Source organism: Paracoccus sp. SJTW-4 (assembly GCF_047716885.1).
GTDB lineage: Bacteria > Pseudomonadota > Alphaproteobacteria > Rhodobacterales > Rhodobacteraceae > Paracoccus > Paracoccus solventivorans.
Window position 1 is genome coordinate 571,942 of sequence record NZ_CP136681.1, and the last position, 13,632, is coordinate 585,573.

At 67.2% G+C, this 13,632-nt stretch carries 15 protein-coding genes and 1 pseudogene; 7 read left to right on the top strand and 9 right to left on the bottom strand.

Annotated features, from left to right (window positions below; translation table 11 throughout):
* Positions 1-63: 63 nt before the first annotated feature.
* The 3 genes and pseudogenes from glmM to RSP45_RS02910 form a co-directional block, all read right to left on the bottom strand.
* A pseudogene (gene glmM, locus RSP45_RS02900) lies at positions 64-306 on the bottom strand (phosphoglucosamine mutase); the annotation flags it as partial.
* A gap of 86 nt (positions 307-392) precedes the next feature.
* Positions 393-1,208: a sulfonamide-resistant dihydropteroate synthase Sul2 gene (gene sul2 / locus RSP45_RS02905; RefSeq protein ID WP_001043260.1), complete on the bottom strand. Its 816-nt coding sequence runs from the start codon at positions 1,206-1,208 to the stop codon at positions 393-395.
* Between the two features lie 261 nt (positions 1,209-1,469).
* Entirely contained in the window at positions 1,470-2,825 is a 1,356-nt protein-coding gene (locus RSP45_RS02910) for an IS1380-like element IS1247 family transposase (RefSeq protein WP_078527637.1), read from the bottom strand.
* Between the two features lie 431 nt (positions 2,826-3,256).
* Between RSP45_RS02910 and RSP45_RS02915 the strand changes: the two genes are divergently transcribed.
* From RSP45_RS02915 to RSP45_RS02930, 4 genes are all read left to right on the top strand, one after another.
* Positions 3,257-3,598: a DUF1778 domain-containing protein gene (locus RSP45_RS02915; protein ID WP_171379823.1), complete on the top strand. Its 342-nt coding sequence runs from the start codon at positions 3,257-3,259 to the stop codon at positions 3,596-3,598.
* The gene (locus tag RSP45_RS02920) at positions 3,586-4,116 is read left to right on the top strand and encodes a GNAT family N-acetyltransferase (RefSeq protein ID WP_171379742.1); all 531 of its coding nucleotides are present in this window, start codon (positions 3,586-3,588) and stop codon (positions 4,114-4,116) included. Before RSP45_RS02915 ends, RSP45_RS02920 begins: the two co-directional genes overlap by 13 nt.
* Positions 4,117-4,422: 306 nt before the next feature.
* Positions 4,423-4,764: a putative quinol monooxygenase gene (locus tag RSP45_RS02925; RefSeq protein WP_415393135.1), complete on the top strand. Its 342-nt coding sequence runs from the start codon at positions 4,423-4,425 to the stop codon at positions 4,762-4,764.
* Entirely contained in the window at positions 4,761-5,255 is a 495-nt protein-coding gene (locus RSP45_RS02930; protein ID WP_415393136.1) for a GNAT family N-acetyltransferase, read from the top strand. Before RSP45_RS02925 ends, RSP45_RS02930 begins: the two co-directional genes overlap by 4 nt.
* On the opposite strand, the gene RSP45_RS02935 is transcribed toward RSP45_RS02930, so the two are convergent.
* The 6 genes from RSP45_RS02935 to alr all read right to left on the bottom strand — a co-directional run bounded on the left by RSP45_RS02935 (position 5,252) and on the right by alr (position 10,772).
* Positions 5,252-6,283, bottom strand: a complete 1,032-nt coding sequence (locus tag RSP45_RS02935) for a CBS domain-containing protein (RefSeq protein WP_415393137.1) — start codon at positions 6,281-6,283, stop codon at positions 5,252-5,254. The genes RSP45_RS02930 and RSP45_RS02935 overlap by 4 nt on opposite strands.
* 4 nt (positions 6,284-6,287) lie before the next feature.
* Entirely contained in the window at positions 6,288-6,821 is a 534-nt protein-coding gene (gene ybeY, locus RSP45_RS02940; RefSeq protein ID WP_415393138.1) for an rRNA maturation RNase YbeY, read from the bottom strand.
* A complete protein-coding gene (locus tag RSP45_RS02945; RefSeq protein WP_415393139.1) occupies positions 6,814-7,908 on the bottom strand; it encodes a PhoH family protein in 1,095 nt (364 codons plus the stop codon). The genes ybeY and RSP45_RS02945 overlap by 8 nt, the downstream gene beginning before the upstream one ends.
* 118 nt (positions 7,909-8,026) lie before the next feature.
* Complete coding sequence (locus tag RSP45_RS02950) at positions 8,027-8,767, bottom strand: ABC transporter ATP-binding protein (RefSeq protein WP_415393984.1); 741 nt, start codon at positions 8,765-8,767, stop codon at positions 8,027-8,029.
* 53 nt (positions 8,768-8,820) lie between these two features.
* Complete coding sequence (locus RSP45_RS02955; RefSeq protein WP_415393140.1) at positions 8,821-9,612, bottom strand: MlaE family ABC transporter permease; 792 nt, start codon at positions 9,610-9,612, stop codon at positions 8,821-8,823.
* Positions 9,613-9,731: 119 nt separating this feature from the next.
* A complete protein-coding gene (alr, locus tag RSP45_RS02960) occupies positions 9,732-10,772 on the bottom strand; it encodes an alanine racemase (RefSeq protein ID WP_415393141.1) in 1,041 nt (346 codons plus the stop codon).
* 180 nt (positions 10,773-10,952) lie between these two features.
* Between alr and RSP45_RS02965 the strand changes: the two genes are divergently transcribed.
* The 3 genes from RSP45_RS02965 (at position 10,953) to RSP45_RS02975 (ending at position 13,574) form a co-directional block, all read left to right on the top strand.
* A complete protein-coding gene (locus RSP45_RS02965) occupies positions 10,953-12,485 on the top strand; it encodes an acyl-CoA carboxylase subunit beta (protein ID WP_303731003.1) in 1,533 nt (510 codons plus the stop codon).
* A 29-nt stretch (positions 12,486-12,514) separates the two neighbouring features.
* A complete protein-coding gene (locus RSP45_RS02970; RefSeq protein ID WP_415393142.1) occupies positions 12,515-13,234 on the top strand; it encodes a DUF6497 family protein in 720 nt (239 codons plus the stop codon).
* Positions 13,235-13,436: 202 nt separating this feature from the next.
* A complete protein-coding gene (locus tag RSP45_RS02975; RefSeq protein ID WP_200796466.1) occupies positions 13,437-13,574 on the top strand; it encodes a hypothetical protein in 138 nt (45 codons plus the stop codon).
* Positions 13,575-13,632: the final 58 nt, after the last annotated feature.

Genomic DNA, 13,632 nt, shown 5'->3' on the forward strand with positions numbered 1-13,632 from the left:
GAGTCAACTGCGGTCCAAAGCTGTTGGACTTGGGTGAAAAGGGCGTTTATTCTTCCTATACGTTGTCGGCAGCGGGCCAAAAAGGAATACGTCCATGCCCATCGAGGTGAAACCGGCTGTGAGCGCGGGTTCAAGCATATAGCCCGACAGGCGCGTATCCTTGCCGATCACGACACGATGGCGGTGGTCACCGCGACGAAAGACACGGCCAGCCGCCATGCCGACGCGCAAGGCGGTTTCCGCCGTCATCGCGCCTTCGTTGGCTTTGCCACGAATACCGTCTGTGCCGAAATATTTGCGCACCATAAGGTCGATTATCCTGTCGTCGGGTCGCCCTCAAAGGGGACATGCCTGCTGAACCGCGAATATAGAGAAATATCCCGAATGTGCAGTTAACGAATTCTTGCGGTTTCTTTCAGCGCCGCCAATACCGCCAGCCCGTCGCGCAAGGGGCGCGGCTCGTGTGTGCGGATGAAGTCAGCTCCACCTGCGGCGGCGGCAAGCTCTGCAGCGAGTGTCGCGGCCCCGACATCCCCCGGACCACGGCCTGTGAGCGCGCGCAGAAAGGATTTGCGCGAAACAGACAGAAGCACCGGCAAATCGAAGCGCAGCCGCAATTCATCGAACCGCGCCAGCACCGAGAGCGAGGTTTCGGGAGCAGCCCCCAGAAAAAACCCCATGCCGGGATCAAGGACAAGGCGGTTGCGTTTGATACCGGCACCCGTCAGCGCCGCGATGCGCGCGTCAAAGAACGCCGCAATGTGATCCATGATGTCGCCAGCGGGTGCCTCGCGCCGATCTGCCTGCCCGTCTTGCACCGAATGCATAACGACGAGTTTGGCAGATGATTTCGCCAATTGCGGATAGAACGCAGCGTCTGGAAAACCGCGAATATCATTGAGATAGGCCACACCACGCGACAAGGCATAGGCTTGCGTCGCGGGTTGATAACTGTCGAGCGAGACGGGAATGCCATCTGCCTTGAGCGCGTCCAGCACCGGCGCGATACGCGCGATTTCTGTGTCGGACGAAACAGGCGCGGCGTCGGGATTGCTGGATGCCGGACCGAGGTCGATCACATCTGCCCCCTCGGCCATCAGCTTACGCGCCTGCGCAATGGCTGCGTCTGGCGCCAGATACCGGCCTCCATCGGAGAAACTGTCCGAGGTTATGTTGACGATGCCGAAAATGATGAGCGATTTATTCATGGGGGCTTCTATAATAATAATAATCGAGCATGAGTCTCATCCTGCATTCCCCAAGTGGCGTGTCGTTTGAGGTGAAGATCGCCTGTATCCGAGCGCTAGACAAGGATTTTCTGCCGCAAGCGGCACCTGCGGTCGCGCAGACTGCTGGATCTGGACGGATCAGACCGCGAAGCCGCTGTTTCCTTGCCCAGGGGCGGCGTTTTTCAGCGCAGCGGACAGATCTGTCCAGCCGCTTTCGTTCAGTTTGAGCGTGGATCGCGATCATGCGCATAGCGGTGGCGCTCGCAATCGGCGGATAGCGGCGAGGATGGCGCGTACCATCGTGCCGGTGACAGCGACCTCGGCCAGCTGGAAGGTGATGGTGCGGGCGTGACGGACCACACGTGCCCCGATCTTGATCAGCTTCAGTTGCAGGCTGGTCAACGACCAGTCGGCCATGGCCTCGGGCAGCTCGATGCAGTGCAAGAAGGTGGCCAGGTTGTACGCCAGGGCGTGCAGTTGCAGCCGCACCTCATTGTCGCGGAACTTCCGGCACGACAGCCGCGTCCAGCGAAAGGCGTATTTGCCCTCTTTGATGTGCTGCTCGGCGGTGCCGCGCTGGTTGTAGAACCGCACCACCCAGTCCGGCTCCATCGGCAGGTTGGTGACGATGAAGCCGACACGCGGGAACAGTTCGCCCGGATGCCATTCGATCTTGGCGATCACCCGGCGTTCCTTGTCCCAGGACGCCGCCTGATACTCGAATTCCTCGAAGAACCGCTTGACCTTGGTCAGTGACGGCCGCCCGACAGGGCGCGTTAGCCGATGCGCGATCTTGTCCTTGAGGACCGCGTTTGCGGGCAGCCGGATGGCGTAGAAGAACCGCGCTTCTTCCAATCGCTCATAGATCGCCGGGATCGCGTAGGCAGCATCGGCCCGGAAGAACCTGCCACCAAGGTCGCGCTCCGCGTAGCGCGCAATGACGGGGTCGAGAACATCACGCCAGCCATCGGCGCTGTGGACGTTGCCATGGCGCAGGGCGCAGCGTTCCAGCATCCCGAACTGGTTGAACAGAAAGTTGGGGTGATAGCAGCTACAGTCGAAATGGCCATTCCAGGCGGACCCTTCCTGGTCGCCATGGGTCGGGCTGACCGAGCTGTCCATGTCCAGAACGATGTACTTCAGCCCGTTACGGTCATGGAACCGGTCGATCCATTGCCCGTTCAGGTCGGCCAGCGCGGCACGGTTCCCGGCCAGAGCCAGCGTCTCGGTCTCGAACCGTCCCATCTGCGATGCCGAGGCCGCTTGTGCATCGACCGCTCTGCCGCCGACAACTTGGCGCATGACCGGATCGCAGGCGAGACGGTTGGCGTCGTTGACATCCTCGTATCCGGCCAGCCGCCCAAAGACTGATTGCCGGAACAGGCCGTCGAGCCGATGGACCGTGTTCTTGCCAGAGCGAGTATCGCGCAGCGCCGCTGACGCCAAATCGGACAACCCGAGCGCGTCATCAAGCTCGCGCATCACCAGAAGGCCGCCGTCGGAACTGAGCTGCGTGCCGCGAAATTCCAGCCGCACGCGAGGGTCGAAATCCACCCGATCTGCCCGTTGCAAGCCCGCACCCTCTGGGTGATCCATGAAACGCGCCCCTCGCAGCCTTCAACACCATGTTTTATATAGGAAATATAATGGTCAGGACAGCGAAATCAGCGCCTTACTTGGGAAATGTGGGTTTTCTTGCGCCGCGCGAGGGCAACGCCCTTAGCAATCTTCTTCGTAGCGATCAGATAAGACGCGGCGGCAGCCGCGCCGGCCCGGAGGCGAACGCGCTTCCACATTGCGCCGTAGAGAGCCGGAGGGCCGCCAGTGACAAAGCCCCGGCGCGCAAGCGTCGGGGCCGCATTTCTAACTGGCGACAGTCATGCGTTAGGGGATTGAAGCCGAGTGGCCGAAACGCGCCGCTGCCGTGGGTCCGGCGTAGCCGAAAGCCCGGCCCGAAGGGCGACGCCCATACGTTCCTTACCTTCTTCTGTATTGACAGTGTGGATACAAACGCCCATATTCCGGTCATGGCAAAAACACGTCTCGCCCCCTCCGAATCTTCCCGCTCTGCGGCCGCTGTCGTCGCGGCGCGCGCCTCTGCGGCTGACGCCAAGGGCAGCATCAACCTGCGTATCGAAACCGGCACCCGCCAGCTCATCGACGATGCGGCGGCGGTCCTTGGTAAGACGCGCACCGAGTTCATGGTGGAAAGTGCACGGCGGCAAGCGGTGGATGTGCTGCTCGATCAGCGTTTGTTCACGCTGGACTCCGAACGCTACGACGCCTTCATGCACGCGCTCGACAATCCGCCCGCGCCGGGACCGAAGCTCAAGGCGCTGCTGCGCCGGACCCCGGCATGGCAGAAATAGACGACTCGCCGGACCATCCCGACCCGCGACTGTCTGCCCCCGTTCCGTTGACGGCGGAGCATGATCTTTCCGCGTTTGACTGCGGCGAGCCTGCACTGAACGACTGGCTGCGGCACCGGGCCTTGAAGAACGAAAGCCGGTTCTCGCGCACCTACGTCGTGTGCGCGGGAAATCGGGTCGTCGGCTATTTCTGTATCTCGGCGGGATCGGTTGAGCGGGGCGCAGCTCCCGGCAAGGTGCGACGCAACGCACCCGACCTGATTCCGGTTTCGATCATCGGGCGGCTCGCCGTTAGCCTCGACCATGCAGGCAAGGGCCTCGGCGCGGACCTGTTGTCGGACGCGCTGCGGCGGATCGCGCTGGCCTCGCAAAGCATCGGCATCGGGGCGGTGATGGTGCAAGCGAAGGATGGGGCGGCCAAACGCTTCTATCTGCGCTGCGCGGAGTTCATAGAATATCCCGAGGACAGCCGGACGCTGTTCCTGCCCATCGAAACCGTTGTCGCGGGTTTTGGTTAGATTGGAGAGGCCGACCTTGAGGATGGCCAACCAAGGACCGTGACGGTATAATCCTGTTTCATCGAGCACATTTACCGAGTCGATGCCAACTGCCGGCAGTTCCCGCTTCCAGCGATAGATGGCGAAATGTCGAACTTCATCGCCAGCCCAAAAAGTTCAATAATTTCAAGATCGAACTTTTCTGACGGTAGCCTAGACGGTATCTCGATATGCGAAAAAATATTTTCGCATTATTTTTCAATGCACTAGGTTGACCCAAAATTATCGAGTGGGAATGATCCCCGGCAGCTAAGGGAAGGAAGCGCCATGTCCGGTTGCGCCTGCGGCCATCACCACCACGGCCCGGCCTGCGGCCGTCCTGCACCAACCGGGACGCAGGTGGCGCTGTCCGTGCGGCTGGTCTGCGCCGGACCGGCCGAGCTGATGGCGGTGCTGGCGCATGTCGAGGATCACGTCGCGGCCTCTCGCGCCGAGCCGGGGTGCCTCTATTTCGCGATCTCGCAGACCGAGGACCCGCTGGTCTGGCAGGTCGAAGAGCTGTTTCGCGACGAGCAGGCGCTGGCGGCGCATCGCGCCCGCACCGCGGCCAGCGACTGGGCGGCGGCGACCGCCGGCATCGCCCGCGACATCCACCGGCTCGCCGCATGACGGCGGCGCACCCCCAGATCACCATCCGCCCCGAGACCCCGGCGGATATCGAGCCCATCGCCCGGCTGCTGGATGCGGCCTTTGGCGGCGCGGCGGAATCGCGGCTGGTGGAAGCGCTGCGCGCGGACGGCGATCTGGCGCTGTCGCTGGTCGCCGAGGATGCAGGCGGCATCGTCGGGCATCTGGCGCTGTCTCCGGTGGCGGCGCCGTTTCCCGCGCTGGCGCTGGCGCCGCTGGCGGTGGCGCCCGCCCAGCAGCGCCGGGGCATCGGCGCGGCGCTGGTTGCCGCGGCACAGGCCCTGCGCCCCGATGCCACGATCATCGTGCTGGGCGACCCGGCCTATTACGGCCGCTTCGGCTTTCGCCCGGTCGCGTGGGACTGCGCGTTTTCCGGCCCCTATCTGCAGGCGGTGGGGCCGCATCTGCCGGTGCAGGCGCGGCTGGACTACGCCCCCGCCTTTACCCGCGAGTTCCCGCCGGAAGAAAGCTAGGCGGACAGCTCCGTCTCGGTTTCCTCGCGCCCGGGGATGCGCAGGCGCACGCGCTTGATGCGTCGCGGGCCGGCCTCGACGATCTCGAACTCGGCGCCGCTTTCGTCGGCGATCACCTCGCCCGCGCAGGGCACCCGCCCGGCCAGCATGAAGATCAGCCCGCCCAGCGTGTCGATTTCCTCTTCATAGACGCCGCCGGTCAGCTTCAGCCCGACCTCGGCCTCGACCCGCTCGATGGGGGCGCGGGCCAGCACCAGCCACTGGCCGGGGCCCTCCGGCACCCACAGATCCTCGTCGCTTTCGTCGTGCTCGTCGTCGATCTGGCCAATCACCTGCTCGATCAGGTCCTCGATGGTGACCAGCCCGTCCACGCCGCCGTATTCATCGATCAGCAGCGCCATGTGGATGCGCTTCTGCTGCATCTGCTGCAGCAGCGCCCCGATCGGCATCGATCCCGGCACGTAAAGCAGCGGCCGCAGCAGCGGGCGCAGCGCAAAACGCGGCGCCGACTTCGGGGCGAAGCCGTGCTTGAGCGCCAGGTCCTTGAGATGGACCAGCCCCAGCGGCTCGTCCAGGTTGCCGCGATAGACCGGCAGCCGCGAATAGCCGTGGTCGCGGAACACCTCAACCAGCTCCTGCAGGCCGACGGTGACCGGCACCGCCACAATGTCGGCGCGGGTCAGCGCCACGTCGTCCACGGTCTTGCGGCGCAGGTTGAGGATGCTGGGCGCCTCGGCCGAGGTCGCGGCCTCCATCATCGAATCGGGGCCCTGTTCGTCGTCGCCGGGCGCCAGCGGCACCAGCGTCTTGAGGATGCGGCCCAGCAGGCGCCGCGCCGGCGCCTCGCGCGGGGCAGAGGCAGGATCCGCAGCATGATCGGGGGCGGAAGGTTGCGGGGGCGCAAGGTCACGGGCGACCAACCCCGGCGATGGTTCCGGTTCGGGTTCCGCGGCCAGCGCGGCGCTGTCCGGGCCGCCGTTCCTGGCGGGGCCGTGGTCGGGCCGGGCGGGGGTCTGGGGAAGGCTCATCGGCTCAGTGCTCTCGGTAAGGGTCGGGAATGTCCAGCGTCGCGAGGATCGCGCGCTCTGCATCCTCCATGGTGTCGGCGTCAGCGTCGTCTTCGTGATCATAGCCGGCCAGATGCAGGATGGCATGGACCAGCAGATGGGTGGCGTGATCGGCCAGCGGCTTGCCCTGCGCCGCGGCCTCGCGCGCGCAGGTGTCATAGCTGATGGCGATGTCGCCCAGCTCGTCGGCGTCAAGCGGTGCGGGCACCGCCCCGGGCGCGCGCGGGGCCGGGTCGGCCGCGGGCCAGCTGAGCACGTTGGTGGGCTGGGGCTTGCCGCGGAAATCCGCGTTCAGCGCGGCGATGCGGTCGTCGTCGCAGCCCATCACCACGATCTCGGGCGCATCCTCGCCCGCGGATGGCAGGCCCAGATGCCGCAGCGTGGCGGCGGCGGCACGGGCGGCAAGCGCCTCGAGTCCGGCCTTTTCCCATCGCTCATCCTCGATCACCACGTCGACCGGGGTGCCGGCGGCGGCATCGGAGAGTGCGCGGTCACTCATCGCGCGGCCCCGATCCCGCCGCCGCCCGCCAGTCGCGGCGGGGCGGATAGGCGCCGTAGCCGGCGCGGGGCAGCGCCGGGTCGCCGCCGGCCTCGTCGTCGGCGTCATAGGCCTGGATGATGCGGGCGACCAGCGGGTGGCGCACCACATCGGCGGCGGTGAAATAGTTGAACGAGATCCCCGGCACCCCGGCCAGGATGCGTTCGGCGTCACGTAGCCCCGACTGCATCCCGCGCGGCAGATCGACCTGGGTGCGGTCGCCGGTGATGACCATGCGCGAGCCCTCGCCCAGCCGGGTCAGGAACATCTTCATCTGCATGGTGGTGGCGTTCTGCGCCTCGTCCAGCACCACGAAGGCATTGGACAGCGTGCGCCCGCGCATGAAGGCCAGCGGCGCGATCTCGATGCGCTTTTCCTCCATCAGCTTCTGCATCTGCTTGGCGGGCAGGAAATCGTTCAGCGCGTCATACAGCGGCTGCATGTAGGGATCGACTTTTTCCTTGGCGTCGCCGGGCAGGAAACCCAGCCGCTCGCCCGCCTCGACCGCGGGGCGCGACAGGATGATCCGGTCGACATGGCCGCCGATCAGCATGGTGACGCCCACCGCGACGGCCAGATAGGTCTTGCCCGTCCCCGCCGGGCCGATGCCGAAGGCGAGTTCATTGGCCAGCAGGCTGCGGACGTAATCCTTCTGCGCCTCGGTGCGCGGCTCGATGGTCTTTTTCCGGGTGCGCAGCTCGATGCGGCCCTGGCCGAACATTTCCAGCTGCTCGGCCGGGGTGGCGGCGGGTCGGTCGTCGCCGCCCATGCGCAGGGCGGAATCGACGTCGGACAGATCGACCTCGCGCCCCTGTTCCAGGCGGGCGTAAAGCGCGCGCAGGATGCGGGCGGCGTCGTCCTGGGCGTCGCCTGCGCCGGCGACCTGCAGCTGGTTGCCGCGGTGCAGGATATGGACGCCGAGCGCCTGTTCCAGCCGCGCGATATGGCGGTCATGCGGACCGCACAGCTCGATCAGCAAGCGGTTGTCGGGAAACTCCAGCAGGGTTTCGCCCGTCTGGGCGGTCGGGTTCGTCGGGGTCAGACCCACTGCGTCCTCATCCTTGGTACTGGTGTCATGTTGCAGGCGATGTCGGGGTTTTCAACCCTGATGCCAGGGGAACGCCGCAGGCGGGTGAAAAGTTTGACCGCCCGGGCCGGAGGGCGCCTCACGCCCCCGGGTCCAGCGGCCGGCCCTCGACAAAGGCGCGCAGCACCGGGTCGGGGTCGCTGTCGAGCCCGCCCGCGGGCGCCGTGACCGGCCCCTGCCAGCGGATGCGGCCGCGGTCCAGCAGCGCCACCCGGTCGGCGATGGTGCGCACGCTGCGCATGTCGTGGGTGATGGTGATGGCGGTGGCGCCGGTCTGGGTGACGATGCCGCGGATCAGCTCGCTGATCGCGGTGGCGCGCTGCGGGTCGAGCCCGGCGGTGGGTTCGTCGAAAAACAGCACCGCCGGGTCGGTGGCGATGGCGCGGGCCAGCGCCACGCGCTTGCGCATGCCCCCCGACAAGTCGGCCGGCATCCGGTCGGCGACCTCGGGGCCAAGGCCCACGCGCGACAGGCTGGCGATGGCGCGTTCGCGGGCCTTTGCGGCCGGCATCTGGCGCAGCAGGCGGAAGCCCACATTGCGCCAGACCGGCAGGCTGTCGAACAGCGCCCCGCTTTGGAACAGCATCCCGAAATCCTGCATGAACCGCGCCCGCAGCCGCGCATCGGCAGGGGCGCCGTGCAGCAGCACCTCGCCGCGGTCGGCGGCCTCGAGCCCCAGCACCAGCCGCAGCAGCACGGATTTTCCGCTGCCCGAGCCCCCGATCACCACCAGGCTTTCGCCGCGCGCCAGCGTCAGGTCCACCCCGTCCAGCACCTTGTTGGCGCCGAAGGACTTGGCGAGGCCGCGGATCTCGATCACCGGCGGCGTGTCGGGCGCGGGACGGGGCGCGGGGCGGGGCTGGGAGGCGGCGCTCATGTGAAGAACAGGCTCGTCAGGATGAAATTCGAGGCGAGGATGCCGACCGAGGCCGCGACCACCGAGTTGGTGGTGGCCCGCCCGACCCCCACCGCGCCGCGGCTGGCACGCATCCCGAACCAGCAGCCCGCCAGCGCGATGATGGCACCGAACACCGCGCCCTTGATCAGCCCCGACACCACGTCCCAGATTTCCAGATAGGACCAGGAGTTCGACAGATACGCCTGCGAGGTGAAGCCCAGCGTGGTGGTGCCGACCAGCCAGCCGCCCATGATCCCGATCACGTCGCCGACGCCGACCAGCAGCGGCAGCGCCAGCACCGCCGCCCACAGCCGCGGCGTCACCAGCCAGCCCACCGGGTCGGTGGACAGCGTGACCAGCGCATCGATCTGTTCGGTGACCCGCATCGAGCCGATCTCGGCCGCGATCGAAGAGGCTACCCGCGCCGCCACCATCAGCCCGCCCAGCACCGGCCCCAGCTCGCGCAGCATCCCGATGGCGACGATGGCGGGGACCACATCCTCGGCCTGGAAGCGCTGGCCGCCGGCGTCGATCTGCAGGGCCAGCGCCGCGCCGGTGAACAGCGCGGTCAGCCCGACCACCGGCAGCGACAGCCAGCCGATGCGCAGCAGCTGTTCCAGCAGCGGCCGCGGCGCATAGCCGGGCGCCCCCACCGCCCGCGCGGCGAAGATCGCCACCGCCCCGACCAGCCGAATCGTCGCCAGCGTGGCGCGGCCGACGGCGCGCACCCCGTCAGCAGGGCGCAGGGATATCCGGCGGGTGCTCATGCCGCCGCCCGGCCCATCGGCCTCTGCCCTGTCCGTGGAGGATTGCCGCGCAAGTCATCCAGACGCCCCCGATCCGCTGCGATTCGTCCCGACGCTAGCACGCACATGCTGACGAACCGTTAAGATCGAAGATAGTGCCGCGGATAGCGCGGCCCCAGCGAGGTCAGGATCTCGTACCCGATGGTCCCGGCCAGCGCGGCCAGGTCGTCCACGCCCTGCCGCGCGTTCAGGATGTCCAGCGACTGCGGCAGCTCGGGCAGGTCGGTCACGTCGACGGTGATCAGGTCCATCGACACCCGCCCGACCATCGGCACCGAGCGCTCGCCCGCCCACAGCGGCACGTTCTTGCCCGACAGCGCCCGCAGCAGCCCGTCGGCATAGCCCGCCGCCACCGTGGCGATGCGGCTGGGGCGCGGCGCGGTCCAGGTGCAGCCGTAGCCCACCGCCTCGCCCGCCGCCACGCTGCGGGTCTGGATCACCTCCAGCGCCAGCGTCACCACCGGCCGCGCCCCCGCAAAGGGCTCGCCGCCGTAAAGCCCGATCCCCGGCCGGGTCACGTCAAAGTGATATTCCGATCCCAGCAGGATCCCCCCCGTCGCCGCCAGCGAACGCGGCGCGGCGATGCCGTCGGTCATCTGCCGGAACGCGCGCAGCTGGGCCTGGTTCGCCGGATGATCCGGCTCATCCGCGCACATCAGATGCGACATCACCAGCGCCGGGCCGGTGCCCTGCGGGCTGGGCGCCGACAACGCCTCGGACCGGATCGCGGCCCACTCGGCCGGCTCGAAGCCCAGCCGGTTCATGCCGCTGTCCAGCTGGATCGCGAAATCGCCGCGCGGGCGCAGGGTGCGGTCGCGGAAGAACTGCTCGGGGCTGTTCAGCACGGGAATCAACCCGTCGAGCCCCTGCCCCTCCATATGGCCGGACAGCACGAAGATCCGGGCATCCGCCCCCAGATGCGGGCGCAGCGCCCGGCCCTCGGAGGCCAGCGCCACGAAGAAATCCCGCGCGCCCGCCTCGTAAAGCGCCGGCGCCACCTGCGCCGCGCCCAGGCCATAGGCATCGGCCTTGACCACCGCCCCCGGGCGCGCGCGCGGTGCCTGCCCCGCCAGCGCCGTCCAGTTCGCCGCGATCGCGGCCAGATCTATCGTCAGTCCCATGTCGGAGGCATGGCGGCAGGGCGCCGCCCCGTCAAGCGGCCAGGCCGCCGCAGCGCGATCCTTTGCAGTTTCGCAATCGCTGGCGGCTGCTAACGCGGTATTTTGCAAACTTTCCCCTTTCCGCTTTGCTCGGCCCGCCGCTGGCCCTATTGTCCCCGCCAGTCACGAACGGAGGGCGGCATGAAGGATATTCCGGGACAGCTCGATGAGCTGCGGCAACAGGCGCGCATGGGTGGCGGGCAAAAGCGCATCGACGCCCAGCACGCCCGCGGCAAGCTGACCGCGCGCGAGCGGCTGGACATCCTTCTGGACGAGGGCTCGTTCGAAGAGTTCGACATGTTCGTCCGCCACCGCTCGACCGAGTTCGGGATGCAGGACGACCGCCCCTATGGCGACGGGGTGGTCACCGGCTGGGGCACGATCAACGGCCGCATGGTCTATGTGTTCAGCCAGGACTTCACCGTGTTCGGCGGCTCGCTGTCGGAAACCCATGCGCAGAAGATCTGCAAGATCATGGACATGGCGATGCAGAACGGCGCGCCGGTGATCGGGCTGAACGATTCGGGCGGCGCGCGGATTCAAGAGGGCGTGGCCTCGCTGGCCGGCTATGCGGACGTGTTCCAGCGCAACATCATGGCCAGCGGCGTGATCCCGCAGATCAGCGTCATCATGGGGCCGTGTGCAGGCGGCGCGGTCTATTCGCCGGCGATGACCGACTTCATCTTCATGGTGAAGGACACCTCTTACATGTTCGTGACCGGGCCGGACGTGGTGAAGACGGTGACCAACGAGGTGGTGACGGCGGAACAGCTGGGCGGCGCCTCGACCCATACCCGGAAATCCTCGGTCGCCGACGGCGCCTTTGAAAACGACGTGGAAACGCTGTCGGAAATCCGCCGGCTGTTCGACTTCCTGCCGCTGTCGAACCGGGAAAAGGCGCCGACGCGCCCGTTCTTCGACGACCCGGCGCGGATCGAGGATTCGCTCGACACGCTGATCCCCGACAACCCCAACCAGCCCTACGACATGAAGGAGCTGGTGCTGAAGATCGCCGACGAGGGCGATTTCTACGAGATCCAGCGCGATTTCGCCGGCAACATCATCACCGGCTTCATCCGCATCGAGGGGCAGACAGTCGGCGTGGTCGCCAACCAGCCGATGGTGCTGGCCGGCGTGCTGGACATCGATTCCAGCCGCAAGGCCGCGCGGTTCGTGCGCTTCTGCGACGCCTTCAACATCCCGATCCTGACCCTGGTCGACGTGCCCGGCTTCCTGCCCGGGACCAGCCAGGAATACGGCGGCGTCATCAAGCATGGCGCGAAACTGCTGTTCGCCTATGGCGAGGCGACGGTGCCGAAGGTCACCGTCATCACCCGCAAGGCCTATGGCGGCGCCTATGACGTGATGGCCTCGAAACACCTGCGCGGCGATTTCAACTATGCCTGGCCGACGGCGGAAATCGCGGTGATGGGCGCCAAGGGCGCGGTCGAAATCCTCTATCGCAGCGAGTTGGGCGATGCCGAAAAGATCGCGGCGCGGACCCGGGACTACGAGGACCGTTTCGCCAACCCCTTCGTCGCCGCCGAAAAGGGCTTCATCGACGAGGTGATCCAGCCGCGTTCGACCCGCAAGCGGGTGGCGCGGGCCTTCGCCTCGCTGCGCAACAAGCAGCTGTCGAATCCCTGGAAGAAACACGACAACATCCCGTTGTGAGCCCGCCCATGTAACCCCGGACCCCGGCCGTGTCCGTGCTGTCAGCCGTTCTTCTGTTCGCCTCGTCCCTGGCGGGATTCGCCTCCGAGGCGGCGCAGCCCCTGATCTCTGTGCCTTCGGGCGCCGAGGTCTGGCTGCAGGAGGAACGGTCCGACCGCATTCCCGGCCTGGGTCTGGTCCAGCGCTATCGTTTCGTCATGCCCTCGCTTGCCGCCCGTGTTCCCCCTGTCGACGAGACGACGTTCGATGACGTCGTCCCGCCCGACATGCTGGACGAACATCTGGAAGCGCCGCTGACCCCCGAGGAACAGGCCGAGCTGGACGAGCTGCTGGGCGGGTTCTCGATCGAGGCGGTGCCCGAGGTGGGCGAGGGCGAGACGCAGCCGTCAGAGCCCGAGGCCGCGCCGCTGCCGTCCGAGCTGTCGCCCCCCGATCCGGGGCCCGATCCGGCACCCGGCGATGCGGGGGCGGACCTGGCCGCCGAGCCCGACTGGATCGAGGACGAATCCGCCCTGCCCGCCGCGCCCGACATCCTGATGCAGGACCCGATCCACCGCGACATCATCTGGCTGTGCGAGAACTTCGTGCTGCCGCGCATCGCCCATCTCGAGCAGCTGCCCGCGCAGGTGGTGATCTCGCTGGCCTCGGCCCCCGGGCCGTTCGGCAGTTTCGACCCCGATATCGTGCAGATCTTCGAGGGATTCTCGATTCCCGCCAGCCGCAGCCATTGCGTATGGGAGCCGCTTTGATGCCCGTCCCACATGTTTTCCCGGCCCTGCCATGCGCAGATTCCCGCCGCCGTGATGCAAAGCTGCCACATCCGGCCCTTTACGCGCTGCCCCCGTGCTGTCGCGGTGCGGGCGGCGCAGGTAGAATGGCGCTGCGGCAGCATGGTGCGGCCGCATCTTCGAGCAGCCGGGGCCCCAAGACCCCGCCTTACAGGAGCCTGTCATGTCCAAGAAACTCGTCCTCGCCATGGGTCTCGTCGGCCTGGTCGCCGCCTGCCAGCAGCCGCAGCCCCAGCCGCTGCCCGAGCCCATGGTCGTCGCGCCCGAGCCGGTGTTCCAGGGCAAATACGGCGCCAACTGAGCGCCGGCTGCGCGGGCTTTCGGGTCCGCGCACCCAAACCGCCGGCCGCCGCGGCACG

Bases quoted from the DNA above. Each gene is read 5' to 3' on its own strand.
- RSP45_RS02975 (WP_200796466.1), top strand. From the start codon at position 13,437: ATGTCCAAGAAACTCGTCCTCGCCATGGGTCTCGTCGGCCTGGTCGCC.
- RSP45_RS02955 (WP_415393140.1), bottom strand. From the start codon at position 9,612: ATGAGCACCCGCCGGATATCCCTGCGCCCTGCTGACGGGGTGCGCGCC.
- RSP45_RS02930 (WP_415393136.1), top strand. From the start codon at position 4,761: ATGACGGCGGCGCACCCCCAGATCACCATCCGCCCCGAGACCCCGGCG.
- RSP45_RS02920 (WP_171379742.1), top strand. From the start codon at position 3,586: ATGGCAGAAATAGACGACTCGCCGGACCATCCCGACCCGCGACTGTCT.
- RSP45_RS02910 (WP_078527637.1), bottom strand. From the start codon at position 2,825: ATGGATCACCCAGAGGGTGCGGGCTTGCAACGGGCAGATCGGGTGGAT.
- RSP45_RS02925 (WP_415393135.1), top strand. From the start codon at position 4,423: ATGTCCGGTTGCGCCTGCGGCCATCACCACCACGGCCCGGCCTGCGGC.
- RSP45_RS02965 (WP_303731003.1), top strand. From the start codon at position 10,953: ATGAAGGATATTCCGGGACAGCTCGATGAGCTGCGGCAACAGGCGCGC.
- alr (WP_415393141.1), bottom strand. From the start codon at position 10,772: ATGGGACTGACGATAGATCTGGCCGCGATCGCGGCGAACTGGACGGCG.
- RSP45_RS02915 (WP_171379823.1), top strand. From the start codon at position 3,257: ATGGCAAAAACACGTCTCGCCCCCTCCGAATCTTCCCGCTCTGCGGCC.
- sul2 (WP_001043260.1), bottom strand. From the start codon at position 1,208: ATGAATAAATCGCTCATCATTTTCGGCATCGTCAACATAACCTCGGAC.
- RSP45_RS02935 (WP_415393137.1), bottom strand. From the start codon at position 6,283: ATGAGCCTTCCCCAGACCCCCGCCCGGCCCGACCACGGCCCCGCCAGG.
- ybeY (WP_415393138.1), bottom strand. From the start codon at position 6,821: ATGAGTGACCGCGCACTCTCCGATGCCGCCGCCGGCACCCCGGTCGAC.